General features: G+C 47.5%; 19 protein-coding genes, 2 pseudogenes and 1 riboswitch. Of the genes and pseudogenes, 5 read left to right on the plus strand and 16 right to left on the minus strand.

The genetic code is table 11. From position 1 onward, the window contains the following. The first annotated feature begins 130 nt into the window (after nucleotides 1-130). Nucleotides 131-940 carry a hypothetical protein gene (locus BpJC4_RS12160; protein ID WP_151697965.1) on the plus strand — a complete coding sequence of 270 codons (810 nt, stop codon included), beginning with the start codon at nucleotides 131-133 and terminating at the stop codon, nucleotides 938-940. Nucleotides 941-2010: 1070 nt separating this feature from the next. Here BpJC4_RS12160 and BpJC4_RS12165 read toward each other — a convergent pair. Further along, nucleotides 2011-2496, minus strand: a complete 486-nt coding sequence (locus tag BpJC4_RS12165) for a sigma-70 family RNA polymerase sigma factor (RefSeq protein ID WP_151681346.1) — start codon at nucleotides 2494-2496, stop codon at nucleotides 2011-2013. A gap of 445 nt (nucleotides 2497-2941) precedes the next feature. Here BpJC4_RS12165 and BpJC4_RS12170 point away from each other — a divergent pair, with 445 nt between their 5' ends. Next, a complete protein-coding gene (locus BpJC4_RS12170; protein ID WP_253693864.1) occupies nucleotides 2942-3433 on the plus strand; it encodes a competence protein ComK in 492 nt (163 codons plus the stop codon). Nucleotides 3434-4012: 579 nt separating this feature from the next. On the opposite strand, the gene BpJC4_RS12180 is transcribed toward BpJC4_RS12170, so the two are convergent. Together BpJC4_RS12180 and BpJC4_RS12185 are read right to left on the minus strand one after the other, a co-directional pair. Further along, nucleotides 4013-4771, minus strand: a complete 759-nt coding sequence (locus BpJC4_RS12180) for an ABC transporter permease (RefSeq protein WP_151681347.1) — start codon at nucleotides 4769-4771, stop codon at nucleotides 4013-4015. Continuing rightward, nucleotides 4768-5505, minus strand: coding sequence for an ABC transporter ATP-binding protein (locus tag BpJC4_RS12185; protein ID WP_151681348.1), 738 nt, complete (start codon nucleotides 5503-5505; stop codon nucleotides 4768-4770). Before BpJC4_RS12185 ends, BpJC4_RS12180 begins: the two co-directional genes overlap by 4 nt. Before the next feature lie 396 nt (nucleotides 5506-5901). On the opposite strand from BpJC4_RS12185, the gene BpJC4_RS12190 reads away from it, so the two are divergent. Beyond that, on the plus strand, nucleotides 5902-6918 hold the full coding sequence (locus tag BpJC4_RS12190; protein WP_172967505.1) for a DnaD domain-containing protein: 1017 nt from the start codon (nucleotides 5902-5904) through the stop codon (nucleotides 6916-6918). Nucleotides 6919-7332: 414 nt separating this feature from the next. Here BpJC4_RS12190 and metH read toward each other — a convergent pair whose 3' ends face one another. Together metH and BpJC4_RS12200 are read right to left on the minus strand one after the other, a co-directional pair. Beyond that, the gene (metH, locus tag BpJC4_RS12195; protein WP_151697966.1) at nucleotides 7333-10803 is read right to left on the minus strand and encodes a methionine synthase; all 3471 of its coding nucleotides are present in this window, start codon (nucleotides 10801-10803) and stop codon (nucleotides 7333-7335) included. Between the two features lie 899 nt (nucleotides 10804-11702). Next, nucleotides 11703-13541: a bifunctional homocysteine S-methyltransferase/methylenetetrahydrofolate reductase gene (locus BpJC4_RS12200; RefSeq protein WP_151697967.1), complete on the minus strand. Its 1839-nt coding sequence runs from the start codon at nucleotides 13539-13541 to the stop codon at nucleotides 11703-11705. 71 nt (nucleotides 13542-13612) lie between these two features. Beyond that, a riboswitch (SAM riboswitch) is annotated at nucleotides 13613-13712 on the minus strand. A 256-nt stretch (nucleotides 13713-13968) separates the two neighbouring features. On the opposite strand from BpJC4_RS12200, the gene BpJC4_RS12205 reads away from it, so the two are divergent. Beyond that, nucleotides 13969-14412: a GNAT family N-acetyltransferase gene (locus BpJC4_RS12205; protein WP_151681352.1), complete on the plus strand. Its 444-nt coding sequence runs from the start codon at nucleotides 13969-13971 to the stop codon at nucleotides 14410-14412. 343 nt (nucleotides 14413-14755) lie between these two features. Here BpJC4_RS12205 and BpJC4_RS12210 read toward each other — a convergent pair whose 3' ends face one another. The 6 genes and pseudogenes from BpJC4_RS12210 to BpJC4_RS16185 form a co-directional block, all read right to left on the minus strand. After that, nucleotides 14756-15721, minus strand: a complete 966-nt coding sequence (locus BpJC4_RS12210; protein WP_151697968.1) for an LCP family protein — start codon at nucleotides 15719-15721, stop codon at nucleotides 14756-14758. A 1534-nt stretch (nucleotides 15722-17255) separates the two neighbouring features. Continuing rightward, nucleotides 17256-17456, minus strand: coding sequence for a helix-turn-helix transcriptional regulator (locus BpJC4_RS12220; protein WP_151681354.1), 201 nt, complete (start codon nucleotides 17454-17456; stop codon nucleotides 17256-17258). Between the two features lie 139 nt (nucleotides 17457-17595). Beyond that, a complete protein-coding gene (gene uptA / locus BpJC4_RS12225) occupies nucleotides 17596-18195 on the minus strand; it encodes an undecaprenyl phosphate transporter UptA (RefSeq protein ID WP_151697969.1) in 600 nt (199 codons plus the stop codon). A 51-nt stretch (nucleotides 18196-18246) separates the two neighbouring features. Continuing rightward, nucleotides 18247-19521: a VTT domain-containing protein gene (locus tag BpJC4_RS12230; RefSeq protein WP_151697970.1), complete on the minus strand. Its 1275-nt coding sequence runs from the start codon at nucleotides 19519-19521 to the stop codon at nucleotides 18247-18249. Between the two features lie 854 nt (nucleotides 19522-20375). Beyond that, nucleotides 20376-21129: pseudogene (locus BpJC4_RS12235) on the minus strand (RNA-guided endonuclease TnpB family protein); the annotation flags it as partial. Nucleotides 21130-21405: 276 nt separating this feature from the next. Next, nucleotides 21406-21570, minus strand: coding sequence for a hypothetical protein (locus tag BpJC4_RS16185; RefSeq protein WP_172967576.1), 165 nt, complete (start codon nucleotides 21568-21570; stop codon nucleotides 21406-21408). A 362-nt stretch (nucleotides 21571-21932) separates the two neighbouring features. On the opposite strand from BpJC4_RS16185, the gene BpJC4_RS12240 reads away from it, so the two are divergent. After that, nucleotides 21933-22250: a winged helix-turn-helix transcriptional regulator gene (locus tag BpJC4_RS12240; RefSeq protein ID WP_151681989.1), complete on the plus strand. Its 318-nt coding sequence runs from the start codon at nucleotides 21933-21935 to the stop codon at nucleotides 22248-22250. A gap of 206 nt (nucleotides 22251-22456) precedes the next feature. Here the strand turns inward: BpJC4_RS12240 and BpJC4_RS12245 are convergent, their stop codons facing one another. The 5 genes and pseudogenes from BpJC4_RS12245 to chrS all read right to left on the minus strand — a co-directional run bounded on the left by BpJC4_RS12245 (nucleotide 22457) and on the right by chrS (nucleotide 26568). Then, entirely contained in the window at nucleotides 22457-23542 is a 1086-nt protein-coding gene (locus BpJC4_RS12245) for a DUF1648 domain-containing protein (protein ID WP_151681990.1), read from the minus strand. Further along, nucleotides 23530-23936 (minus strand): annotated as a pseudogene (locus BpJC4_RS12250) (GntR family transcriptional regulator). The gene BpJC4_RS12245 and the pseudogene BpJC4_RS12250 overlap by 13 nt, the downstream one beginning before the upstream one ends. A gap of 1025 nt (nucleotides 23937-24961) precedes the next feature. Continuing rightward, nucleotides 24962-25504, minus strand: coding sequence for a chromate efflux transporter ChrA (gene chrA / locus BpJC4_RS12255; protein WP_151679957.1), 543 nt, complete (start codon nucleotides 25502-25504; stop codon nucleotides 24962-24964). Continuing rightward, a complete protein-coding gene (gene chrB, locus BpJC4_RS12260; protein WP_151679956.1) occupies nucleotides 25501-26094 on the minus strand; it encodes a chromate efflux transporter ChrB in 594 nt (197 codons plus the stop codon). Before chrB ends, chrA begins: the two co-directional genes overlap by 4 nt. Nucleotides 26095-26112: 18 nt before the next feature. After that, complete coding sequence (chrS, locus tag BpJC4_RS12265) at nucleotides 26113-26568, minus strand: chromate efflux transcriptional regulator ChrS (protein WP_151679962.1); 456 nt, start codon at nucleotides 26566-26568, stop codon at nucleotides 26113-26115. Nucleotides 26569-26908 lie beyond the last annotated feature (340 nt).

Genomic DNA, 26908 nt, shown 5'->3' on the forward strand with positions numbered 1-26908 from the left:
GCATCAATCGGTGTCTATTCAAATCGTTTTCTGGCATTTCCTTCCTCAGGTTTTTGTTGTGCAAAATGGCGTTTTTTGTCATAATTTTTGTAGATTTGCAATGAAGTTTCATTTGCTGGAGGTTTTGTGCATGAAAATTTTGGCGACAATAATGTCGATCCTTGCCGCTGTTGTCGTGTTCGTGGCGGGGAATATGTACTGGGGATACAAGACAGATCCCAGCCGGTTTCAAGATTCGGCTGCGGAGGCAAAAGAAACGAAAACCACTTCGGAAACATCCGCGAAGATGGGAGCCGCGAAAACGTCGGAGAAGCCGAATACGGACTTCACCGCATACACCGCACACTGGCCGAAGCAGGCCCGCACGGATTTTAAAGCCGCGATTAGCAAGGGACGTGCTTACAAGATCGCGATTGTCGGATCGGATGCAATGGGCATCGATTCAAACGGCTGGGGGCCGCAACTGAAGCAGGCGTTAAGGAAAGCGTACGGCAGCCATGTCCATGTTTCCCTTTTCGCCTATGACATGAATTCAGACGAGTTTATCCGTGAAGGGAAGTACAAAGATGTGGCGGATTTTCAACCGGATCTTGTGCTGTTTGAGCCGTTCATTTTGAACAATAACGGGGCTGTTGCGATGGAAAATCAGCTGAATGATATTAAGACTGCCGCAGCTGCGTGGAAAGATGCGGTGCTCCTGATCCAGCCGTCGTTCCCGCTGTACCAGGCGACGAACTATCCTGACCAGGTCGACCAGCTCGAGATGTTTACAAAAGTGGAAGGTTATACTTATCTGAACCATTGGAAAAACTGGCCGGACCCAAACAGCGGGAAGTTTAAAGCGTATGTCAAGTTCGAAAACGGCGAACAAACCGCCCCGAGCGCAAAAGGCGTGAAAGTTTGGTACGAATATTTGCGTGATTATTTTATTGCGGATTGAATAAAGTGGCTATACCCAAAGCCCCTTTTAAGCAGAAATTTTTCAAGCATTGTCAGGACCGTTTTAGGCGTTTTTCCTCTAACGATCCTGACGTTGCTTCTCTGAATCATTTCTTTGGGGAATTTTTCCTCTAACAAGTCTTTTCCCACGGGGAAATTTTTGCTCTAACAGTTGTGAGATAACTTCTCTGAACCATTTCCTCGGGATGTTTTTACTCTAACGGTTGTAGCGGGGTTTCTAAAGTCCGTTCATGTGGAAATTTTTTACCCCAATGGTTCTTACACCGCTTCTAAAGTCCGTTCACGTGGAAAACTTTCACCCCAACGGTTCTTACACTGCTTCTAAAGAACATTCACGAGTGAAATTTTTACTCCAATGGTTCTTACACCGCTTCTAAAGTCCGTTCACGTGGAAAACTTTCACCCCAACGGTTCTTACACCACTTCTAAAGACCGTTCACGCAAGAAATTTTTACTCCAATGGTTCTTACACTGCTTCTAAAGAACATCCACGAAGGAATTGTTCACTCCAACGGTTCTTACACTACTTCTAAAGTCCGTTCACGCAAGAAATTTTTACTCCAATGGTTCTTACACCGCTTCTAAAGACCATTCACGAGTGAAATTTTTACTCCAATGGTTCTTACACTACTTCTAAAGTCCGTTCACGCAAGAAATTTTTACCCCAACGGTTCTTACACTGCTTCTAAAGTCCGTTCACGTGGAAAACTTTCACTCCAACGGTTCTTACACCGCTTCTAAAGACCATTCACGTGGGTTGATTTTACCCCAATGGTTCTTACACCGCTTCTAAAGTCCGTTCACGAGAGTTATTTTTACCCCAATGGTTCTTACAGGCCTTCTAAAGAACGTTCACGAGGGTTGATTTACCCCAACGGTAGTGACACAGCTTCTCTGAACCATTTTCTCGGGGAAATTTTACTCCAAAGGTCCCGCCGGCTCGCTTTTCCCGCAGGGGTCGCGTAAATTTTGCGCAACAATCTCGAATGATCACATTTACCTTACATAAAAAAGGGGTGCCCCGGGTCTTTTGGGACAGCCCCTTTTTGCTCAACTTTGTTGTATTTGTTTTTTGATCTTCTCAAGCGCCCCTTTCCGCCATTTTTTGATGGCGCTGATCGATTTGCCTTCAATGACGGCGATTTCACCTGGTTTCAGCTGCAGGTAAAAGGTGGCGACAACCCATTTTTTCTCGTTTTCCGTCAAGCCGTCGCAATAGCTGAGCAGCGTTTCGAGCTCAAGCGGCGGGCGCAGCGACATGTCCGTCTCCACGCTCCAAAATTCTTCCTTCGGGTAAACAACCGTCTCATCCTCTTTCCTGGCTTTCGCGAGCGCCGTCAGCATTTTCCCGCGGATTGTCGCATACGCATAGCCCGTAAATGACCCTTTGTCTTCCTGCATATTTTGATAAGCTTCCCAAAGGGCAATGAGGCCGATCTGCTCAAACTCATCCACATTTTTATAAATGCGGAGCCTGCGGATCATGTGGTAGATCATCGGCCGGTATTGCTCCAATACTTCTTCAAAACTTTCCATTTCGCTTCCCCTTTTGGAAAGCGCGCTTTCCTTGAATTCCCGGGTTGCCTATACAATACCAGGCATGCGCGGGGCTTTCGAACGGCCTTTTTTGAAACTTTCCGCCCGGATTTTTGAAATTTTCCCAGGGGAAATTTGAAATTTTACAGGGGAAAATATGAGATTTTAGTAGAATTTTGGATGGAAGAATATTACCTTTAATAAAAAAAATAACAAAATTGTAAATTAATACTTTTCAAATAGGAAATTTGGATTATAATATAGGTGTATCCTATTTGGGGAAGCATCGGAGAAATGAAAAATCCATTAGAAAATGCCCCTTTTTAAATATGGAGGTGGAGTTGGTATAGGTGTTTGGCCAAACACGTCTGTTGCACCACGAATATCACCTTGTTGTAAGATACATTCCTCCCCTGGGGGCAATCATTCAAGGGGGAACATATGCATGTACATTGAGAAAAACCATTATCTTATCAATCAAGGTACTTATGCACTGGTTGCATCCTATAACGAAATTTACCAAACCATCATTTATGATCAAAAAGGGACCTTTTATTCCCAAAAAAGAAAGATTGATATTTTAAATGAGGCTTGTATGCACTACAGGATGTGCAATTACGATGGGTCCGTAAAAGCCATGAGAAAGATTTTCGGTTATAACAAAACGCCAGTCATGATTGGAAAACATGGCATTATCGCCACGCCGACAAAATCCGCAAAATCCTATGATTGCCAGTTCATATTTCTTGCGAATGTCCTTTTCTATGAAAAGACACCGGACGGGCTTTTTGTTGAGTTCCCGAATCATACGAGGCTGAAACTGAACTGCTCCGAGTATACTTTCCTTGAGCAGTGCAAACGCACAACAAACTGTGCGAATTATTATTACTTCGGCCTAACATACATACCACCAAAACAGAATAAAAAGAACATTTAACGATTCCTCCGGCACGGGATGGGGATCCCTTTTCGTGCTTTTTTTGATTGTATATGTGAAGTTGCGCACAAAATGGTGGGAGATTTCATTTTGCGTTCACCGGCGCTCAGCCGGGGAATATGAATGGTGAACAAATGGGATAAAGACTCCATGGTGGACAGCTGAAAGGAAAAGGCAATCAATTGAAAGGGGAAGCGAAAGAGGCCCGGGGCGAAATGACAGGCGATGCGGAAAAGGAGAACCTGACAAAATGAAAAGCGAAGCACGGACACGCTCGGCGGCGCAAAAGACCGGACCTCCCGAAAACGGACATTAATGGCCCATGTCCCTGCCTTTCAGATAGATTCCAAGCCCGGAATCCGGTGCACTACCGGTTCTGGGCTTTTACATGCGTAGATATTTCCGCGGAAATATCCTGATTTTTGTCGAGATCCGGCTTACCGCGGCAGCCGGATGTTGAGAATTGATGAACCATCCCGGGTTCGAACGTGGGCATTTACGGGGGCGGCTGAAATAGCTGCGATTTTAAAACGTAATTTTTTGAATTTTTAAATCAATTAACCGGTATACTCATACTCTTCACTTCCAGGCCGCAATGTCAAGCTGCTGATCCTTATTAAACAACCGTGGGTAGATGAGAAACCCGAGAATAATGGCTGTCAGTGACGCAGCCGACAAGATCATGAATATGATCAAGAGTTGGAAGCGGACGGCCTGGATCGGGTCGGCGCCGGCAATGATTTGCCCGGTCATCATGCCCGGCAGCTGGACAAGCCCGATCGTCCGCTGGCTTTCCACCGTCGGGATCAGGCTCGCGCGGATCGACTGCTTCAGCACCGGGTAAATCGCCTGCTTGGGCGAGCCCCCGAGCGACAACACAAGCGCCACTTCGTCTTTCCGCATATTGATTTCACCTTTTAACCGGTTGAGAAATAGATTGGCAATCACCATTGAGTTTCCGATGATCATGCCGCTGATCGAAATGATGTACTGCGGCGTGGCCGGCACGATCTTTAGCCCGAGCAGAAAAGCTTGCGTAACGGCTTCGGAGATCGTGATCGCCAAAAAGATGTTCCAGAAAATATGCGGCAGCCCCTTCCCCCTTTTGGCGGCATTTCCTGTGGCAACCGCAATCATGATCAAGAGCATCAGCAGGATCACCCACACCCGGTCGAACCCGAACACCGCTTTTAAAATATAGCCGACAATGAGCAGCTGGATTGCCGCACGGATGCTCGTGACGAGCAGGTCACGCCCGAGCCCGAGCTTAAATCCGGCCGATAAAAACAGCGCGATCATGACAAAACTGAAACTGAGCAAAACGGTTATGAGATTCATTGGCTTTCCCTCTTTGCCGCTAAAAATTGTTTCGCCTCTTCGGTTTGCGGGCCTGCAAAAAATTCGCGCGCCGGACCGGATTCAATTAATTTCCCGTCAATGATGAGAAACACGCGGTCCCCGACCCGTTCCGCCTGCGCCAAATCGTGGGTGACCCACAAAATGGTCGTATGCCGCTCCCGGTTGATGCGCACAATCAGGTCCTCCACCCCGCGCGCGGCGTTGGCATCGAGCGCGGATGTAATTTCATCGAGCAGCAAAACATCCGGTTCGTTGACGAGCGTGCGGGCTAGCGACAATCTTTGCCGCTGCCCGCCGGAGAGCTCCTTCGCTTCCCTTGTCAGCAGATTTTTTGGCAATCCAACATATTCCATATATTGTTCGGGGTTTTCGAGCTCCTTGCCGCGCAGTTTGGCAGGAAGCGACAAATTTTCAAATGCGGTCCCGGCAAGCATCGGCGGCGATTGGAACGCAATGCCGACGCGGCGCCTCAATTCCTGTGCATTCCATTCGCGCACCTCTTTCCCTTGGACGCGCACCTCGCCTTCATCCGGCGTGATCAGTAAATTGCACAAGGAAAGCAGCGTGCTTTTCCCTGATCCGGACGGGCCGATGATCGTAAGGATCTCCCCTTTTTGCACTTCCCCGGTGATGTTTTTTAAAACACGGACCGTTTCGTTGTGATGGACGAATGATTTGCTGACGTTCTGGAATGAGATTTCCGGCTGGTTCATCTTTGCTTCAACCCCGCATCGTCATTTTGTTTGCATAGTATCAGTATGCACCGAATTGTGTATTTTTTCCATGGGAATGTTTCGCGTGGAACAAGCAAAGCAGGGGGGCCGGAGATGGGCGCCTGTCCCCGGATATGAATATTTGGCGATTCGGCGGGAATTTTGTCTGTTCCCGAAAGAACTTGCTTGATCTTGGGGTGAATCTTCTCTGTTTTCGGGAGAATCCTGTTCCCAGGCGAGAATATTTGGCGGTTCGGCGGGAATTTTGTCTGTTCCCGGGAGAACTTTTTTGGTCTTAGGGTGAATCTTCTCTGTTCCCGGGTGTCCGGACATCCCCGAAAAAAATATGTAATGAGTGGGGCAGTAGCCCACTCGTTTTTAAAAGGGGAAATGGGAATGATGAAACTTGGACGCGTCGTGATCAAGGAAGAACTTGTTGCCTTAACAGGGGATTACAAGCTTGCGATTGTGTTGAACCAAATGCTCTATTGGTCGGAAAGGGTTGCCGATTTCGACAAATTTCTTCTGGAGGAAAAGAATCGCATGCGCATGGCGAACATGGATCCATCCTGTTTGGAGCTTCGCCACGGCTGGATTTACAAAAAAGCGGATGAACTGGCGAAAGAATGCATGATGACAAACTCCGAAGCTACCATGCGCCGGTATTTGGACAAGCTGTGTGAACACAACTGGCTGTCGAAACGGACCAACCCGAAATACCGCTGGGACAAAACGCTGCAATACCGGGTGAATGTTTCGGTGATTCAGCGCGATCTCGCAAAACTGGGTTATTTTTTGGAAGGTTACAAATTGCCGTCTTTTGAGAATGACGGCCCGGATTTTCAAATTGAAAGTCTGGACTTTCAATTTGAAAATTCGAATGGGCAAAATGAAAATACATACTTTCAAAATGACGATTCAGACTTTCACGATGAAAGTGCAATACCAGAGACTACTTCAGAGACTACTACAGAGATTACTCCAAAGATTACTTCTTTCGCAGATACAAAGAAAGCGATCTCGTTTTTTGAACAACACGGGTTTGGCACAGCTGGATCTTATGTAGCATCAAAGATTTATTGTTGGTGTGATGATTTATCGGTGGAGCTTGTTATTGAAGCAATGAAAATAGCGGTGGAACGCGGTGTGTCCAGCTGGAAATATTGCGAAACGATCTTAAGGGACTGGGCAGGGAAAAAGGTGAAAACAGTGGAGCAGGCGCGGGCATTGAAATATAAAAAACAGCGGCCCGTACATTCCGGAATACGGAGGAAAGAAGTGCTGCCTGACTGGTTTTCGGAATTCGAAAACAGTATTTCCCGCAGCGCTGCACCGCAGGAAAAAAGCCCTGCGGAAATCGAAGCCCTGCGGAAGCGCCTTGAAAAAGTGAGGGAGTGGTATCGGAAAGCGTGATTGGGCGGATCGGCTTGATGCACGAGGGTTATCACGGATTTAGTGTCTGTTGCGGGCAAAATTTGAAGCACATTGATCTTTAGCACCGATCTTAAGGGGCAAAAGCAACAATGCTTCGCGTTTCATTGCAAAATTTGCAGCGCTATGGGCTTTTTAGAGCGGCTATAAGGGCCAATTCATTGCAAAATTTGCAGCGCTATGGGCTTTTTAGAGCGGCTATAAGAGCCAATTCATTGCAAAATTTGCAGCGTTTTTGCAAAGATCTTATGACCATTTCGAACCGCAATATGTGCTTTTGGCATGCGTTCCGGTTCCGGACATGATTCATTGCTGATCTGGCATGACTTTTTTCCATAAGTGACATCAATTAACGTCTAAAAAATCCCAAAGCGGGCGCGCGTCCCGCTTTAGGATTTAAACAGCAAAGTATCTGGCTTCCGGGTGCGAGAAGACAAGGGCCGTAACGGCGGCTTCCGGTTCCATCATGTAGCCTTCGGTCAGGTGGAGGCCGATTTTTTCCGGTTCGAGCAGTCTGAACAGTTTGGCCTGGTCCTCGAGGTTCGGGCAGGCCGGGTAGCCGAATGAGTAGCGCTGGCCCTGGTATTTGGCGGCAAAGCGCTGCTGCATCGTGAAGCCGGCCGGGTCCGGGAAGCCCCATTGGTCACGCATCAGTTCGTGCAGGCGCTCGGCGAAGCCTTCTGCCGTTTCAAGGGCGAGCGCCTGAAGAGCATGGCTTTTGAAGTACTCGCCTGCTTCCTTCAAATACCTAGCAAAGTGGCGGATGTTTTTGCCGGCGACGACCGCGAACATGCCGACAAAATCGACCACACCGCTGTCGACGCTCTTTACATAATCGGCGAGGCACAAAAAAGGCGGCTTAATCTGACGCGGGAACGTGAACCGCTCCAATACGCAGAGTGATTTCGGATCCAGCGGTTCGCGCCGGTCGAACGGTTCTTGTGCTTCATAAATGATCAAATCGTCGCCGTCTGACTGCGCCGGGAAAAACTGATAGACGGCGGACAGCTGGAGCAACTTTTCTTCCTTGACCCATTCGCGCAGTTCGTCAACCTGCGTTTTTAGGCGGACGGCGCGTTCGTTGCCTTCTGCGAGCAGTTTTTCAACGCGCCCTTTCAAGCCCAAATGGTGGCCGAGGAGCATTTGCATATTGACATACGGCTCGATATGGGCGAGCGGATAGTTGCGCAGCACATGCCGTTTTAAATCGGGCGGCTGGTACACGGGGGCGTCTTTGGAAATCCCGGAACGGCGCGGGACCGCGTTAACGGCCGTACCCACCGGTTTTGCTGCTGTCCCCGGGCCGTCACTGCGCTGGGCGGTGAGCTCCGCTTCCAATACGCTGCGTTCGTTTTCGTCCTGCAGCCGGTTGGCGAGGGAGAGGCCTTCCATCGCATCTTTTGCATAAAGGACAAGGCCGTCGTATTGCGGCGCGATTTTATTGACGGTGAATTTTCGCGACAAGGCCGCGCCGCCGACCAAAATCGGCTGGCGGATCCCCGCTTCTTTCAGGTCCTGGGCTGTAACGACCATTTGCTGAGCGGATTTTACAAGGAGCCCTGATAGCCCGATTACATCCGGTTTTTCTTTTTGCACGGCCTGGATCAGATCTGCCGGTGCGACTTTGATGCCGAGATCGACAACCTTATAGCCATTATTCGACAAAATGATGTCGACAAGATTTTTGCCGATGTCATGGACGTCGCCTTTTACCGTAGCCAGGATCACTTTCCCTTTCGTGCTCGTTTCGCTTTTTTCCATAAAAGGTTCCAAAAAGGCGACTGATGCTTTCATCACTTCGGCACTCTGCAAAACTTCTGCGACAATGAGCTGGTTATCGTTAAACAGGCGACCTACTTCCGCCATTCCATCCATAAGCGGGCCGTTGATGATCGCAAGCGGGTCCGGGTACTCTTTGAGCGCCTGTTCAAGGTCCTGAATCAAGCCCTCTTTCGTGCCCTCGACGACATAATTGGCAAGCCGTTCGGCAAGCGTCATCGTTTCTACAGCAACTTTTTTCTCCAGCGTTTTGCCGCGGTAATGTTCCGTAAACGCGGCGAGCGCTTCGTCTGACGTTTCAAATAGCAGCTTCTCGGCCATCTTCACGTTTTCTTCCGGAATGGAGGCAAAGCGCTCGAGTTTTTCCGTATTCACGATTGCATAATCAAGCCCGGCTTTCGTGCAATGGTAAAGAAAAACCGAGTTCAGCACTTCGCGTCCGGCTGGCGGCAGACCGAAAGAAACATTGCTGATGCCGAGGATCGTCTGGCATTCCGGGAACGCTTCTTTAATGAGGCGGATGCCTTCGACCGTTTCTTTCGCGGCGCCGAAATACTGATGGTCGCCGGTGCCGGCCGGGAACACGAGCGGGTCGAAAATCAAATCATGCGGTTCAAGGCCGTATGTATGGACGAGCAGATCATAGGAGCGGCGCGCGATCTCAAGCTTCCGTTCGGCAGTGACCGCCATTCCCTTTTCATCGATCGTGCCGACGACAACGGCACCCCCGTACCGCTTCAGGAGCGGCACGACTTTTTCAAACCGTTCCGTCCCGTTCTCTAGGTTGATCGAGTTGACGATACTTTTCCCTTGGCAGTATGTAAAAGCTTTTTCGATCACTTTTTCGTCCGTCGAGTCAATCATGAACGGGACTTTCACTTTTTTGACAGCGATCGAGATAAAATGTTCCATATCCTCGATTTCGTCACGGTCCGGGTCGGCGAGGCAGATGTCGATGATCTGGGCGCCGTTTTTCACCTGCGTGCGTGCAATTTCGCTTGCTTCTTCAAACTTGCCTTCCGCGATCAGCCGCCTGAATTTGCGCGAGCCGATGACGTTTGTGCGTTCGCCGACAAAAATCGGGCGCATCGATGGGTCGTCGTAAATAAACGGCTCGATCCCTGAGACGGCGTGGTGCTTCACGTGGTTCGGCTTGCGCGGCGGGATACCGGCGAGCGCTTCGTTCAAGGCGGCGATGTGGGCAGGCGTTGTCCCGCAGCAGCCGCCCGCGATGTTGAGCCAGCCTTTTTCGGCGAAGTCTTTCATTTTGGCGGCAAGCGACTCCGGCGTTTCGTGGTAATGCCCTTCTTCATCTGGGAGGCCGGCGTTCGGGTAGCAGCTCACGGCAGTTTTGGCGAGCCCTGCGAGCGTGCGGATCGAATCAGCCATAAACTCGGGGCCGGTTGCGCAGTTGAGCCCGACCGAGACTGGGTGCATATGCTCGACAGAAATGTAAAAGGCTTCAATGTTTTGGCCGGCGAGCGTCGTCCCCATCGGTTCGATCGTCCCGGAGATGAGAAGCGGCAGTTTTTTTCCGGTTTCATGAAAAGCATCCGTGATCCCGAGGAAGGCGGCTTTTACATTTAAAAGGTCCTGCGACGTTTCGACAAGAAGCACATCGACCCCGCCTTTGATCAGCCCGCGGGCCTGTTCCTGGTAGGCAGCTTTGAGCGCAGCAAAAGTCGTACCGCCCGTGACAGATAACGTCTTTGTCGTCGGGCCCATCGCACCGGCGACAAAACGCGGCTGCTCCGGTGTGGAATATCTTTCGGCGGCCTGTTTCGCAAGGCGGGCCGCTTCGGTATTGATTTTTTCGGCGAGATGCCTGAGATTGTATTCGTCCAGGACGATCGAGGTCGCGCCGAATGTGTTCGTTTCGATGATGTCGGCCCCCGCTTCCAAATACGCTTCGTGGATGGACCGGATCACATCGGGCGCGGTCAATGTCAAGCATTCATTGCAACCCTCGTACGCTTCGCCGCCGAAATCTTTTGCGGAGAGGTGCTGCTGCTGAATCATCGTCCCCATCGCCCCGTCGAGAATGAGAATCCGTTTTTCGAGTTCCTGTTCAAACAATGTCTGCCCCATGGAAAAGTTCCCCCTTTGTTTTTGAATGTGCGTGCAAGTATGGGTAAGGCGGCGCGCGTATATTTTCAATCCCGGCGCTGTGGGTTTTTCTTTATCATTTCTAAAGACCGTTCAGGATGTATGTTTTGCCCGAACGTACTTTATAAGGGTGCTAAGGTTCATTCAGGCCGGATCTTTTTGTTCGAACGTACTTTATAAGGCTGCTATGGTTCATTCATTGAGCATTTCTTTGCCCGAACGTACCTTATAAGGCTGCTAACGTCCGTTCATTGGGCATTTCTTTGTCCGAATGTACCTTATAAGGCTGCTATGGTTCATTCATTGAGCATTTCTTTGCCCGAACGTACCTTATAAGGCTGCTAACGTCCGTTCATTGGGCATTTCTTTGTCCGAACGTACTTTATAAGGCTGCTATGGTTCATTCATTGGGCATTTCTTTGTCCGAACGTACCTTATAAGGCTGCTAACGTCCGTTCATTGGGCATTTCTTTGTCCGAACGTACCTTATAAGGCTGCTAAGGTCCGTTCATTGGGCATTTCTTTGTCCGAACGTACTTTATAAGGGTGCTAACGTCCGTTCATTGGGCATTTCTTTGTCCGAACGTACCTTATAAGGCTGCTATGGTTCATTCATTGAGCATTTCTTTGCCCGAACGTACCTTATAAGGCTGCTATGGTTCATTCATTGAGCATTTCTTTGCCCGAACGTACCTTATAAGGCTGCTAACGTCCGTTCATTGGGCATTTCTTTGTCCGAACGTACTTTATAAGGCTGCTAACGTCCGTTCATTGGGCATTTCTTTGTTCAAACGGTCTTTAAAATGCTTTGAGCGGGACAGTTCCAATAAACGACTATTGGGAAAGCACCTTTTTCTTTCATATGGATAAAAATCGCGCGCTCAAACAATCCCTGCGCCGCGGGCTTTTTCCTCCTTGGCGTGAATGTAGCGCGTGCATTCCACTGTCAAATCATAGCGGTCGAGCGGCGTAATCAAGTAAATGCCGTTGAAATACCCAAGCGCGGCGTCGATCAGGCTGCGGCTGATGGCGAGGCTTTCTTCACGCGCTTTGAGCGGGTCGCCCTGCGTTTTTTCCATCGCCGTTAAAATTTCATCCGTAAGCGTGATGCCCGGCACTTCGTTGTGCAGGAAGTTCGCGTTCCGGTAGCTCGTGAGCGGCATGATGCCAAGGTAGATCGGCGCGTCCAGATGCTTGGTCGCTTCATGCACCTGTAAAATTTTTTCCTCGCTAAAAACCGGCTGGGTGATAAAGTAATCGGCGCCGCTTCGGATTTTACGCTCGAGCCGGCCGACCGCTTTGTCGAGGTTACGGACATTCGGGTTAAACGCGGCCGCGACGGAGAAATTCGATTTCCTTTGCAGCGATTTGCCGGAGTAAGAGATGCCTTCGTTGAACTGCTTGATCATCGCGATCAGGTCCATCGACGATAAATCGTACACGCTTGTCGCCCCAGGGAAGTCACCGATTTTCGACGGGTCACCCGTGACGGCGAGCACTTGGTCAATCCCGAGCGCGGCAAGCCCCATCAAGTGCGACTGCAGGCCGATCAAGTTGCGGTCGCGGCACGTAATATGGACGAGCGGACGGATGCCGTGCTTTTCTTTTAAAATCGCGGCAATTGCGATGTTGCTGATGCGCGGGCTTGCAAGCGAGTTATCCGCCATCGTGAGTGCGTCAATGCCGGCATCGTGCAGTGCTTTTGCCCCTTCGAAAAAGCGTTCGGTGCGCAGAGTTTTCGGCGTATCGAATTCAACAATAATGGACCGCCGTTTTTTCGCGATTTCATGGAGCGGCGGTTCGCGGTGCTGCGCGGTCACGGCGATCTCGATTTTCGGCGGGCGTACCGTTTTTTCGGTGACCGGTGCGAGGCCTTTGATCCCTTCTGCAATCGCTTTAACATGTGCCGGGGTTGTGCCGCAGCAACCCCCGATCAAGCGGACGCACTGCTCGACAAGTTTTGCGGCGCATGTTTTAAAATAATCGGCGTTATTCGTGAACGTGACCCTGCCGTCCTCGTAATCTAAAAGGCTCGCATTCGGGTAAGCGGACAAATAGGCATGCTCCGGGAGCGGAATTTCCTCAAACGACTGGATCATATGGTGCGGACCAAGCCGGCAGTTCAGACCGATCACGTCGGCGCCGCGGTTTTCGAGTTCTTTGAAAGCTTGCGCGACCGGGGTGCCGTTTTGCAATACGCCCGGTTCGACAAGCGAAAACTGGGCGATGACCGGGACGTCTGCCTCTTTTTTGGCAATGTCCACGACCGTAAATAATTCTTCCGCGTCAAAATACGTTTCGAGCAAAAGCGCGTCCACCCCTTCGCTCAGGAGGTGGAAAATTTGCTCGCGGAATGTGCGCTTGATTTCCGGGAGTGTGGCTTCTGTTTTGCGGTGTCCGCGGATGCCGCCGACCGTTCCGAGGATAAACGTTGATGGATTTGCGGCCTGTTTGGCGATACGGACCGCTTCTTTGTTGATATCGCTCACTTTTTCCTCGAGACCGTACTGGGCGAGCTTGATGTAATTGGCGCTGTAAGTATTTGTTTGGATAACGTCCGCCCCCGCTTCGATGTAAAAGCGGTGGATCGCGTGGATATCATCGGGATGGGTTAGGTTGAATTCCTCGTAACACGTGTCGGCGCCATACGCATACAGCAGCGTCCCCATCGCCCCGTCCGCAACAAGTATGCGGTTTTGCAGCGTTTCAAGAAGTTCCAATGGTTTACACTCCTTTTTGATGGTATGAAAAAAGCCCCCTGGGAAAAGGAGGCGCGATTTTACAAAGTGTCTCCTTATCTATCAGGCATGCCTGTTGGATTTAGCACCGGGCCGGATGGCTGGTTGCTGAGGTTTCACTGGGCCAAGTCCCTCCACCTCTCTTGATAAGGGTATTCAGCTGAACGTGCGTAATATTTCGATTTATTTATACTTTACACTTATTCTGATGCAAGGACAAGGGGGAATTTTTATATCTGAAAAGCGTTTGGTGAATGGATTGTGGAACTTTCTGTGCGGCGGCCGTTTGGAATGGATTTCCTCTTTTTGACGTTTCTTGCGCTATCCAGTATAATGGATTGCGGCAATTTTTAATGATATCTCTTTCCTTAATATATTAGGGAAATATTGAGGACGGGAGTGATTGCGCATGATCCGGCAATTGGAGATGAAAAACAGTGCGGCGGCTTCTGCTGTGTGGGCGCTGCAAATTCCGGCCTATAAAAAAGAAGCCGGACTGATCGGTTTTGACGGGATCCCGCCGCTTAATGAGCGGGTGGAAGATTTAATGGCGAGTACGGAAAAGTTTTATGGGTATTTCGTTGGGGAAAAGCTTGCCGGTGTGGTTTCAGTTGAACGGACGGGCGATTGTGTCATGATCTGTCGGCTGTTTGTCGGGGAACATTTTACCCGCCGCGGGATCGCGCGCAAACTGCTGGAATTTGTGCTCAGCCTGCCCGGCGCCGGCCGGTTTGAAGTGAGTACCGGCGAAAAAAATATCCCGGCTGTCTCGCTGTACTTGAGCATGGGTTTTACGGAGACGGGGAGAACCGAAGTTGCGGACGGGGTTTGGTTGGTGCGGTTCAGGCTTTGATTTTGGTTTGTGAAAAATTTCTCGGATTATCAAAAAGGAGACATCTCTTCCCTGCTTTTTCTTCCTTTCGCTGATTCTTTGCATCTTTCCGCTGATTTTTTTGGCCTTACTGCCGATTTATTGGTCAAGTCCGCTGATTTCTCCCAAGGTTCCGCTGATTCTTCCTATGGTTGGATGGGAGACAGCCGGAGTTTTAGAGTTGTACACGGGATGTCCCCTTTTCCTTTGCTTTTTCTTTCACTGTTTTCTCTAATTCCGTAATCGGATAGGTCGAACGATATGTTCGCTTAGTATCTTTCACCGCTAAAGAATAAAAAATAAGGGGGACTTCCATAGCCCCCAATTATTCCTCATCCAAAAACTTCTTAATTTCTTCTGTATTTTTTGCTTTGTCCACTTCCAGGACGGCGCCGACTTCCGGATAGTAGGCATCGGTATAAGTGCCCGCAATTGGAACTGTCATGGTTTTCACCTTAAGGTTTTCGCCGAGCACCACGTCTTTCACCAACGCGAGAATGTCCATTTTACTCATATTTGTGGAAAGGTAAGGCTGAATCGTTCCAAGCAGTTTTGGTGCTTTGGCAAGGCCGTTTACGCTGAATACTTCTTTTTGAAGCGCTTTTAACACTTTTTGCTGGCGTGCAACCCGGCCGAAGTCGCCTTGTGCGTCTTTTCTGAAGCGTGCGTAGGCGAGCAGTTCTTTCCCATGCATGAGCTGTTTGCCCGGGTAAAGCGTCATGCCAATGTTTTTCGACATTTTATGTTCCACATTGATCTCGATGCCCTGTGGAGCCAAAGTGTCGACAATTTTCACGAAGCCTTGGAAATCCACAAGCGCGTAATACTGCACATCGATGTCAAAATTGGCTTTGATTGTTTTTCTCAGCAGTTCAACGCCGCTTTTCTGGTTGTCTAAATTGCCCAGATAATAGGCAGTATTGATTTTATAGTTTTTATAACCCGGGATTTCCGCATAGATATCCCGCATGATTGAAACGAGTTTGACCTGGTTCTTTTTCGGGTCATACTGGGCAATCATAATGGTGTCCGTTCTGGAATCTTCTTTGCCTCTCCTATCGATCCCGAGCAGCAAAATATTGGTTCGGCCATTGGCATCTTTTTTTCCATTAAACTCTAAATTATCCATATTCAAGGCATCGCCCGGTTTCGTTTGGTGGACGCCTGCGTAATATTGATAGGCTGTATATCCCGCTCCGGTTACGATCAGCAATAAAAAGAGCAAAAGAAAAACCCTGCGCCAACGGACTTTTGCCCGTCTCTTCTTCCTATTCGATACTCTTGATTCCATAGAATCCCTCTTGTTTTTATAGTCTGTCTTCATTATTATTATCTAAAAGCCGCGTTTTGTCACGAGTATTTTGCTGGAATTTTGTTTTTCTTGTCGAAGGGATTCTGTTTGTAAAAATTTACATAAACTTTATATAATGTTAAAAATCTTTTAACAGTGGCTTGGTATGATGCTTTTGTGCAGGGATAAGCCGCAGATAGGCGTCCACTTGAACGCGCCTTATCTCAGCTGTTTGAGCTTGTTTTTCTTAGAGCTAATCCCCCTTTTTTGCCGCCTGCTAGATGCCGGCGGTTTTTTATAGATTTTTTATCTTGATTTTAAGGATTTTTTAATTATCGGCAAGTATACTCAAAAATGTAAGGAGGCAGTGGTTAACCCCCCAGTGCCAGTGCCTCCCACTTTTCACAACTTTATACTAATCCCCTTTACCCCGCCGCCTGCCCTTGTGCGGCGGTTTTTTATTGTTTAAGAGGTGTTAAAAATTTTTTAATTTGCCCCTTGTATACTTATTCTCGTAATTAGGCAAGTGAGTAAACCTAGCCCTTACGCTTTTTCATAACTTGATACCCCCTTTTTGATCGTTGCTTTTCGCTGCGTTTTTTTATTTCGATCTTAAACAGCGTTAAAGTTTTTTAATTCAGCGCTTGTATACTTGTCTTATCACTAAGGTAGTGAATCACACTTTTTCTCAACTCCCCCTTTTCCGTCCTTCTGCTTGATGCAGGCGGTTTTTTTATGTATGTTAAGGATTTTTTTATCTGTGTGTTGTATACTTGTTTTGTAAAGGCAGTGAGCACAAACAGCCCTTTACTTTCTTAATCCCCTTTTAGCCGTCTGCTTCGTGCAGCGGTTTTTTTATGATTCCGTGGGGCATTAAGACTTTTTTAATACTGCGCTTGTATACTTGTCTTTGTAATAAGGCAAGTGAGCTTACTAAGCTTACACTTTTTCATAGCTAACCCCCCTTTTTTGGCCGTTGCTTTTCGCAGCGGTTTTTTTTATTTCGATCTTAAACAGCGTTAAGGTTTTTTTAATTCAGCGCTTGTATACTTGTCTCATCACCAAGGTAGTGAATCACACTTTTTCTCAACTCCCCCTTTTCCGTCCGTCTGCTTGATGCAGGCGGTTTTTTTGATAAATCCTGATCCCTGCCAAGTCCGCTCGGGTTGCAAGCAGGCCCGTTTCATGAAACATAAATATAAGCTCTCTTCTTTCTCATGTAAAAGGCCCCCTTTACATAAGAAACTTTGCTCGAACGGCCATGGGCAGCAAAAGCGGGGCATCTGAAAAATCCGTAAACTGCTATTGCGACAGGCGCTTCATTATTCATTCATTCTTCGGTTGTAAACAACTCTCGACCAAAAGAAAATTGCACAGCCGATTAATAAAATTGTCAATTGCCATCCAGAGTCATCTTTGGTAAAAAAATCATATAATGACCAAATTCAAAGTGCTACAGTATAAAATATAAATCCATATTTTGCAGATTGGTCGCTCTGATATTTTTCCATTTCATCAACTTTTCTGAATTTAATTATTGTTCCTCCCCATAATAAAATAATTTTTCAATTTGTGTGTTCAGATGAATTGATAACTTAAATGCCAAAGCCAGACTCGGGTCATATTTGTTATTTTCAATGGCATTTATGGTTTGTCTTGTCACTCCACATTTATTTGCAAGTTCCTCTTGTGATAGCTTTAAATGTTTTCGTATGTTCCTAATATTATTCTTCAATTCAACCACCTAAAAAGTAAAAAACTCTTTACATTTATGATTCTAATTTATTTCTCAAAAATGTCAAATGTATTTTACAATTTTTAAAATGCAAAAAGCAGGGGTATTCACTTCCCCTGCTTTTTGCACCAACCAGTAGTCAGGCTCTTTTTTTCTTCCGGTACATGGAAAAGGCGATATAGGCAATGATGACGATGACTGCGATGGCGCCGACCGGCTTGACGTAAGGCGCGGCAGCTTCATCGATTTGCGCCCAGTTCGATGCGAGGCGCTCGCCGAGAAAGATAAACAGCACCGACCACGGGATAGTGGCAAGCAGCGTGTAAAAAATAAATTTTGCATACGACATTTTCGCAATGCCGGCCGGGATCGAGATCGCTTGGCGGATGACCGGGATGAAGCGCCCTGTAAAAATCACGCCAGCCCCGTATTTATTGAACCACTTTTCGGCGACATCAATATGCCTTTCATGAATGAGCAGATATTTTCCGTATTTTAACAAAAACGGGCGGCCGCCGTATGCGCCGATCCAGTATAAAATCAGCTGGGCAATCAAAATGCCGAATGTACCTGCCGCAATGGCGCCGAAATAATTGATTTCCCCTTTTGAAATTAAATAACCGGCATATGCCAGGACGATTTCACTCGGAATGATTTCGATCGCCAGCCCGATGGCAACGCCGAAATAACCTAAATCTGCAAGTGTTGTCAACATCTGCGTGACAAAATCTGAGAACATTTTTCCCCTCCAAAATTTGCTTTTCAACCACTCTTCCATCATACCGATTTTTCATATGATGCGGAAGATCTCCAGCAGCAAAATATTCAATCCGAGCCAAACGCCGCCGAACACGTACCCGCCCGCGATGTTGCTCGGGACTTCAAGGCCGAAAAAGATATGGCTGACGGCCGCAAACAAAAGGACGGCAAGCAAAAGCACATCCATAAACGTATGGATCCAAAACACTTCGGCATGCCGGACGACCAAATACGTAAAATAGCCGTAAATGATCAAAATCATGATGGCCTGGTCACTCGGGAATGAGAAGACAAAATGGGAAAAGGTCGGGACCTCCGTTGCCGACATGCGGTGGAACACCTCATGCAGCACATTTTGGTACATTTCCCCGCCGATTGTCGCGATGAGCAGAATCAAAAACTCGTGTGTGCGGTCTTTTCCTTTCCAAATGATCCACAGCACTGTCATCACCATGACCAGGATCAAAGCCTTCCGGGAGCTGAGCACGAGCAGCCCTTTCATCACGCCTGTCCAATGGTTTTTAAATAACAGCGATACGATTAAGGAAATCACATCGTTAAAATCACTGAAATCTTCACTGAACAAATTTTGGATCATCGTAATCATTAACACGGTTAGGAGCAGGGTCGCCAGCGCCGTACCGAAAATGACGAACTCGGCGCGCACCCGGCTGCGGAAAATGAGCAGCATGCGCCGCAAGACTGCCATCGCGGTCCAGAAAATCTGTTTACGGTAATAACGGAACAGGTAATACGCCGCAATGACACAAGCGGTCGCAATGCCGCCGATGAACAAATATTTTTTTACCGCCTCGTGGAACTGTTCCCACTGCGGGCCGAGCAGCTTGCCGAGGGATATAAAGGTGGTTGTCCAAATAAAAGCGCCGGAATAGGCAAAGATGGCGAACGACCGGAAAGGCAGTTTCGTAATGCCGGAAAAATAGCCGGTGATATGGCGCACGCCTGGTATAAAATACGCGACAACGAGCAATTTATTCCCGTATTTATTAAACCATCGCGAAGTTTTTTCCAGCTGGTCCGGGCCCAAATGAATGAAGTAGCCGTATTTTTGCAAAAAAGGGCCACCGAGCCGCTGCCCGATAAAATAAGCGGTTGTCATGCCGACCGAGGTTCCGATATCGGCGATGAAGATGCTCAGGATCCAGTTCAGCTGGTGCATATGAACCATGTAGCCGGCATAGCTCATCAGCACTTCCCCGGGAACCGGAATGGCGATCATTTCCAATAAAAGTGCGAGCAGCAGCACAATATATCCATATTGGTCAACATATGATGTCACGGACATGCACATTCCCTCACTTAAACGACTTCACTAAAACGACCGCTTGATTCCGCAAAAAGTTCAACACTCTTACCGCCATTGTCGGCCATCAACAGGGGGTTTGTCAAAAGGCAATTGCTTTTTGGGTTTGACCATATGACATTGGAAGATAATAGCCGAAAATGAATATTGAAAACGGCACAGTATCAATTGCTGGATACCGGAGACAAGCAGAAACGCTGTTTTGAACTCTGGAAAAACGGAATTGATGCCTGATTTGCTTTTGAAAAGAGAATAACCCGGAATACATAGATAAAGGCTCAGGGGAAATCAAGTTAATCAGCAAAAGCGGCAGAAAAAGGGCTATCGTTTAGATCAATAGAAACCGATTATTACGACGTACGGGTACTGGAATACGGGGATCACTGTATTGAGGATCGGGGGCTGTTTTATGTCCATTATAAAATGGCGTTTTATCAAGATTTTCCCGCCAGTTTTTAAAAAAATTACACGTCGCCTTATAAAATAAACAGGGACCTTCCTAACAAGGGATTGCTAATTTCTGAAACGCCTGCCGGAAAAGAAGCATGAAGAGACCCCTTGTACGAGGGGACCCGCAACTCATAAGGAGCGAAGCGGATTTCGCGATCATCACTCATAAAAAAGGGGTGTCCCTTTCATCCGCTCCGGACCTCAGCCGAGGATTGGATTGACAGGTTATATTCTCTTCTTTTTCCCGCAAGTGATGCACCTGCCTGTATAGTAGTCATATTTATGGTAACCGCGTAAAAAACAAAGTATGGCTTTTAATTTTTTCATTGAAAAACACCTCTTATTAGAGCATTTTAGCAATGGATTTTGAACTACCCGCCACTTATGGTGATTTTCTCGTGAATTCTGGCAACTTTACGTTTTTGTTTTTGATAGCTTTGGGCTTCATCCAGTTTACAGTTGCGTTCTATTGCAAACTCTTTTCGCCTGGAAAGAATGCGTTGTTCTAGCCAGCTTCTTTTCCAATGTGCGAAACCATTTCGGATTGGCAAATATTTCACCTGTTGACAGGATGGCACAATCTTTTATTCCGATGCCCACACCGACAGCCGATCCGGTTTTCGGGAGTTCCTGGACTTCCGTTTCTGCAAGGATGGATACAAAATATTTTCCGCTTGGATTCTGCCGAATGGTGGCGTTCAAAATACGCCCTTCTACTTCCCTGCTTTTTGCAAACTTAACGTATCCGAGTTTGGGTAATTTGATTTTATTTCCAGAGATTGCAATGTTTCCGTTTGTGTACTTTGTTGTGTAGGATTGGACTTTGTTTCTTTTTGACTTAAACCGGGGTGCATTGTTTTGTTTTTTGAAGAACCGGATGTATGCGTCGGCCAGATTTCTGAGTGAGGATTGGATCGCGATGCTGTCAACTTCTTTCAGCCAGACGAATTCTTTCTTGAGTTGGGGCAGTTCAGCAGAACAGGCGCTGTATGTGAGTCCCTTGCCTGTTTCCTTGTATGTGTTATTCCATTTTGCTAAAAAATGATTGAACACAAAACGGGAACAACCGAATGTCTTCGTAATCAGGATTTCTTGTTCTTTGTTTGGATAGATCCGAAATTTGAAGGCTTTATGCACCATCGTCGCTTCTCACTTCATCCATACAGAACACTTGTTTCTATCTTAACATAAGAGGGGGAGTTTTGTCTACCGACAACCGGCATTCATCTCCCGCCTACGCATTGGGGTATCGCACTGCACATTCTTTGAGGCGGGAGTCTTCTGCCGGGAGATGATAAAAAGACCATTACAAATAAATGAAAAACTGAAGTGATAACGTTTCCTATTTCCGAAAAGCCCGCTGCGTTGGCAGGTTTATTGCTGAAGGTGTTCGTATTGGGCGACAGATTGCAGATTTTAACTGCGGCCCGATGTATTGGACTGCTGCAGTTTGCTGATCCAGGATTCCACACCCGCGTAAAACTTGTTCAAGGCATCCGTCGCTTTTTCGCGGTTTTCTTTCGATTTGAAGTATTGGTAGCCGGCCACGCCGATCACTGTGTACAAGAGCAACTTTTTCACCGTACACCCCCTCCTAGTTTTCTTCTATTTACCCTCATTATAAGTGAAAAATCGATGGATTTGGAATATTTTGATTTGGATAGGAAATGGGGGCGTTACTTTCCGGAGACTTTTCATTTCATTGAGGATGGGTTTGCGTTACGTTTTGTCGCTTTTCATTCCATTAGGGCCGGGGGCGTTACGTTCGGGAGGTATTTCGCCCCATTCAAGCCGGCTTTCATTCCATGCGGGCCGAACTTTTTTCGGTCAGGAAATTTTTTACAAACCCCTTTGTTACTTACTTACTTTTAGTAAGTTGATTTTTTGTGTATAATATACTAATAGATGTGAAGTCCCGAATGGGTAGAAAGGGGCGTTTCATGATGGGAAACCAAAGTTTATGTCCCCGTTTTGAGAGGGCATTTCAGTTATTAGGGAAACGCTGGGTCGGTGTGATTATCCGCGTCTTGTCCAATGGGCCGATGCGGTTTAATGAAATGGCGGAGCACATCCCGCATATCAGCCAAAAAGTGCTTTCGGAACGGCTCAAGGAACTGGAAGAACAGGGGATCCTTGTGCGGGAAGTGTACCCGGAAAGCCCTGTCCGGATTGAATACCACCTAACTGAAAAAGGCGAGGCCATCAAGCCCGTCCTCGATGAAGTGCAAAAATGGGCGGACAAATGGGTGGTGCTCGACTAATACAGAAAAGGGGCTGTCCCAAGCCATGAAAAGTAGAGATGATCGCGAACTTACGAAACCCCGGCGGGAAAAGCGAGACCCCTCGTGCTGAGGTATCGGGCGAGGAGACTCGCGACGTATACGAAATACGAGTAAATATCGCGATCATTAAAAATTTTGTTATTAAAGGGGTGTCCTTTGGCCAATTTGGGACTACCCCTTTTCGTTTAGCTTGAAAAGAAAATCGCGAGCAAAAGTGGAACGAGGATCATCAGCCCGATGACGATCCAGCCAAGCGGGTGCGCGAAGTTGATCGTCCATCCGCTGCCGAACCTTTTTTCCACCCAAACGGAAGGGTCGTTGCGATTAAAGTAGAAGACGCCGAGCTTCCAATACTGGTCGTCATCATAATGGGAGCTTCCCTGCACTGCCCCGTTCCCCATGCGGATGCGGCTGCCGCCCTGACCGGTGGTGATCGAAAGGATGACGGCACCGAACAAGATCAAAAGTGCTGCCCCCATGCCGCCGTATGAAAGCCAGCCAACCGGAATCGGGACAATAAAGGAAAGCTGGATCATGAAAAACATCAAAATCAAAATGAACGACGATACCATTGTAAAAGCTGACCATCTGCGCCGGAAACGGACATTTTGCCGGAGCGATTTTTCCGGATCGTTGGCATTGAGCTGCTGCTTGCTTTTTGCAATCACCGTATTCATCCAGATGAACAAAACGAGCATAAACAGCTGTACAGTTGGCAGTTCAAACACTGTCCGGTACGATTTTTCCGCCCAGTCCGTCGGAGTGCCGTTGAAATCGTAATGAATCACAATCCGGTCCGGGATGCGGTCGTAAAACAAATAGGTTATCAGAAAAGTTGCCGCTGTAATCGCCGCATGGATCAGGAACCATGCATTGGAAAAAATGAGTTTCTGCTGGCGGAATTTCGGGTCGACCATAACGGTTTGTTTTTTCTCGTGCAGCCAATTGTACGCCGCTTTCATTTTTTTCATCTTCTGGTGGAAAAAAAGATAGATGAGAAAATCTCCGATGATACAGCCGATGACGGCCAGACCAAAGCCTGCTTCAAGAAACCCGCCTGTCTGTGCGGTGATGAATACGGCGGCGACAATGATGCTGAATACAACGATGGAAGCGGCGTATTGCTTTCTCAGTTTTTTCAGCTCGGGATCCGGATATGCTTCTTCCGGGATGGTAACGCCGAAACTTTCTGTTTTTCTTGTTATATATGGGGTGACGGCCATCACGATTCCAACCAGCCCAAAAAAGATCAAATGGATCACGGTTTCCATTTTTCTCCCACCTTTATTTTTGAATATCGTTGTAAAGTTTTTCGCACATTTGTAAAAATTGTTTTTGGCCAAGTCCGCGGCAAATCGCTTCACTGACGAGCGGGCGCAGCTGCCCGGCGAGCCCTTCCAAATACGTTTCATCAGCCGGGGGCATCTGGTCCGGCTGGATGACGACGCCTTTTTGCCGGTGGATGAGGATAAAACCTTCCTGCTTTAACATTTGGTACGCTTTGTTGACTGTGTGCATATTGACACCCAAATCGGCGGCCATCGCACGCACGGAAGGAAGCGGATCCCCCGGCGCCAGTTCTTTTGACGCGATGCCTTCGATAATGCTGTTGCGCAGCTGTTGGTAAATCGGAACATCCAATTCCAAGTCTATTTTTATGAACATGGCGATCATCTCTTCCGTAAGTTATTTGTTATACATAATATATAACAGTTAGAATAAAAAAGCAATGGATATTCGTTTAAAAATATTATGTTTTTTCGACAGGAACTTTGGCCGGCTGCCCTGTTTTGTTTCGCGGAATCAGCGGACATTCCGGAGAAATCGGCGGGAAGACCCAATAAATCAGCAAAACTAACAAATTGAAACGTTAGAGGATCAGTCAAATTGCAGATAAACAGCTCTGGACTCAGAATTTTGACCCACCGCCCCACTCTGTACCGCGGAATCAGCGGTAATTGCGGGAAAATCGGCGGACTTCTCCTAGAAATCAGCGGGAATACTTAATATATCAGCGGGAAGACCCAAAGAATCAGCGAAGCTAACAAATTGAATGAAATTGAAACGTTAGAGGATCAGTCAAATTGCAGATAAACAGCTCTGGACTCAGAATTTTGACCCACCGCCCCACTCTGTACCGCGGAATCAGCGGTAATTGCGGGAAAATCGGCGGACTTCTCCTAAAAATCAGCGGGAATACTTAACATATCAGCGGGAAGACCCAAAGAATCAGCGAAGCTAACAAATTGAATGAAATTGAAACGTTAGAGGATCGGTCAAATTACAGATAAACAGCTCTGGACTCAGAAATTTTGACCCACCGCCCCACTCTGTACCGTGGAATCAGCGGAAACCGGGGAGAAATCGGCGGACTTCTCCTAGAAATCAGCGGGAATACTTAACATATCAGCAGGAAGACCCAAAGAATCAGCGTTGACATGAAAAACAGAGGAATAAGATGTGTACCCTTTGCTTAATTTCCAAATAATGGGTCCGAACTTAGAATTTTTGGAACCACCGCCCCACTCTGTACCGCGGAATCAGCGGAAACCGGGGAGAAATCGGCGGACTTCTCCTAGAAATCAGCGGGAATACTTAATATATCAGCGAAAAGGTCTAATAAATCAGTTTTGTATGGAACGCACTCCCGCGAAAAAATAATGCGGGGTTGCCTTTGACAACCCCGTTCTTTATACAACATGGCTGAGGACGATGCCGCCGTATGCAAATGCCGCGACAATTACAAGAGCGGGGTGGATTTTGCGGATTTGCATGGCCCAAAAGGCGACAGCGGCAATGCCGAGCGCCTGCCATATGCCGATTTGCGCAATGGAGTTTTTCGCCATCTGCCACGTCAGGACGGCCATCATGATGGCGATCACCGGCTGCACCAAAAGGGACATGCCTTTTACAACCGGAGACTGGCGGTACTTATGTAAAACTTTTAATAACAAGATGAGCGCAACGGCTGACGGGAGGATCGTGCCGGCCAAAGCAGCAAACAGGCCAACCCATCCGCCTGCACCGTAGCCGACAAAAGCTGCAATTTTTGTGGCGATCGGGCCCGGGAGTGCATTGCCGAGCGCCAGCATATTGGAAAATTCGCTGTCATTGAGCCAATGGTAATGAGAAACAATTTCATTATACATCAACGGAATCGATGACGGCCCCCCGCCGTATCCGAGCACATTTGCAATAAAAAAACCAACCATTAACTGAATCCATACCCTCATCCTGCGACATCCCTTTCTTTTTCACGATTTTCCCGCTTCCCAGCCAGCCGGAAGTGGACACTCCCATATGCCAAAAAAATCATAATGACAATCGCCGGATGGATATGGACGGTTTCCAGCAGGAGAAAAGAAACCGCAAACATCGCAATCCCAAATACAGTTCCCAAGCCTTTAACCGTTTTTTCTCCAAAATTGTAAGCCATCTCGCCCAGCATCACCGCAACGACGGGCATGACACCGGCGATCATCCCGATAACAACCTTGGAATGGCTTAAGACGGTGACAAGCGACAATAAAGCAATCATAGCGATACTACTTGGAAAAATATGAAATAAAACGGCCACCACCGCACCGCTTGTTTTTTTCAATTTATAGCCCAAGTATGCCGCCATTTTTGTGGCAATGGGCCCCGGCAAAGCGTTCGCAATCGCCAATATTTCCCCAAATTCTTCATCATCTGTCCATTTGTAGCGCGTAACCGCTTCATATCGGAACAGCGGCATAACGGACGGGCCGCCGCCGTATCCGAGAATGCCGGTACGGAGCATGGCCATCGCCAGCTGGACATACGCGTTTTGTTTCTTTTCCAAAACATAACCTCCTCGAAATTACAGTTTCATGCCGATCCTGCTTTTGTAGCGTTTGATTAAAATTTGGCAATCCACGCTCGTGATCCCCGGCAGCGGATACAGTTTTTCTTCCAAAAACGCCTCCATTTCCCGGTTGTCTTTGAACAAGCCGTGCATATGGAGCTTGCTTGGGCCTGTCATGTGATAAAGGCTTGAAACTGCCGGTTCTTCGGCCAAAATGGCGGCGACTTCCTGCAGATGTTTCGGTTCGACTTCGACATTAAAAAAGGCAGAAACGGTGATGCCCGTTTTCTCCGGGTTAATCACAGCGGTGAACCGTTCTATAACGCCGTTTTCAATAAGCGTATTGATGCGTGCCTGCACGGCAACCCGTGACAAATTCACTTCTTTCGCCAAATTCGTGTAAGAAATTCTCCCATTTTGGATCAAAATCTGGATAATTTGGCGGTCAATATCGTCCATACAATCCGACATCCGAATCCCCCATTTCCCATTACGATTTGCAATCAAAATGCAACTCCTGCTTTCTATATGACTAAATATATATAAATTTATTTGTACGTTCAACTAAAAAATAATAAAAATATTTTAATTACTTCAAAATTTATTGTGGTTTCGTTTTCATTTCTTTGTTAGATTACAGTTTGCAGCAAAAATGCCCTCTTTCTCTTACAAAAAGAAAGGAAAGTGTATGGTGAAGGAATCGTTTTAAAACAGGCATTCATTGACAATTTTTTGATGTGATATTACATTACGTGAAAAAAGGAAAAACGTTTCTTTTTGGATTTTATGTTACATAATTTTACACAAAAAA

The organism is Weizmannia acidilactici, assembly GCF_008974185.1.
In the GTDB taxonomy this organism is placed as follows: Bacteria; Bacillota; Bacilli; order Bacillales; family Bacillaceae_C; genus Weizmannia; species Weizmannia acidilactici.

Bases quoted from the DNA above. Each gene is read 5' to 3' on its own strand.
- BpJC4_RS12160 (WP_151697965.1), top strand. From the start codon at position 131: ATGAAAATTTTGGCGACAATAATGTCGATCCTTGCCGCTGTTGTCGTG.
- BpJC4_RS12165 (WP_151681346.1), bottom strand. From the start codon at position 2,496: ATGGAAAGTTTTGAAGAAGTATTGGAGCAATACCGGCCGATGATCTAC.
- BpJC4_RS12170 (WP_253693864.1), top strand. From the start codon at position 2,942: ATGTACATTGAGAAAAACCATTATCTTATCAATCAAGGTACTTATGCA.
- BpJC4_RS12180 (WP_151681347.1), bottom strand. From the start codon at position 4,771: ATGAATCTCATAACCGTTTTGCTCAGTTTCAGTTTTGTCATGATCGCG.
- BpJC4_RS12185 (WP_151681348.1), bottom strand. From the start codon at position 5,505: ATGAACCAGCCGGAAATCTCATTCCAGAACGTCAGCAAATCATTCGTC.
- BpJC4_RS12190 (WP_172967505.1), top strand. From the start codon at position 5,902: ATGATGAAACTTGGACGCGTCGTGATCAAGGAAGAACTTGTTGCCTTA.
- metH (WP_151697966.1), bottom strand. From the start codon at position 10,803: ATGGGGCAGACATTGTTTGAACAGGAACTCGAAAAACGGATTCTCATT.
- BpJC4_RS12205 (WP_151681352.1), top strand. From the start codon at position 13,969: ATGATCCGGCAATTGGAGATGAAAAACAGTGCGGCGGCTTCTGCTGTG.
- BpJC4_RS12210 (WP_151697968.1), bottom strand. From the start codon at position 15,721: ATGGAATCAAGAGTATCGAATAGGAAGAAGAGACGGGCAAAAGTCCGT.
- uptA (WP_151697969.1), bottom strand. From the start codon at position 18,195: ATGTTCTCAGATTTTGTCACGCAGATGTTGACAACACTTGCAGATTTA.
- BpJC4_RS12230 (WP_151697970.1), bottom strand. From the start codon at position 19,521: ATGTCCGTGACATCATATGTTGACCAATATGGATATATTGTGCTGCTG.
- BpJC4_RS12240 (WP_151681989.1), top strand. From the start codon at position 21,933: ATGGGAAACCAAAGTTTATGTCCCCGTTTTGAGAGGGCATTTCAGTTA.
- BpJC4_RS12245 (WP_151681990.1), bottom strand. From the start codon at position 23,542: ATGGAAACCGTGATCCATTTGATCTTTTTTGGGCTGGTTGGAATCGTG.
- chrA (WP_151679957.1), bottom strand. From the start codon at position 25,504: ATGAGGGTATGGATTCAGTTAATGGTTGGTTTTTTTATTGCAAATGTG.
- chrS (WP_151679962.1), bottom strand. From the start codon at position 26,568: ATGTCGGATTGTATGGACGATATTGACCGCCAAATTATCCAGATTTTG.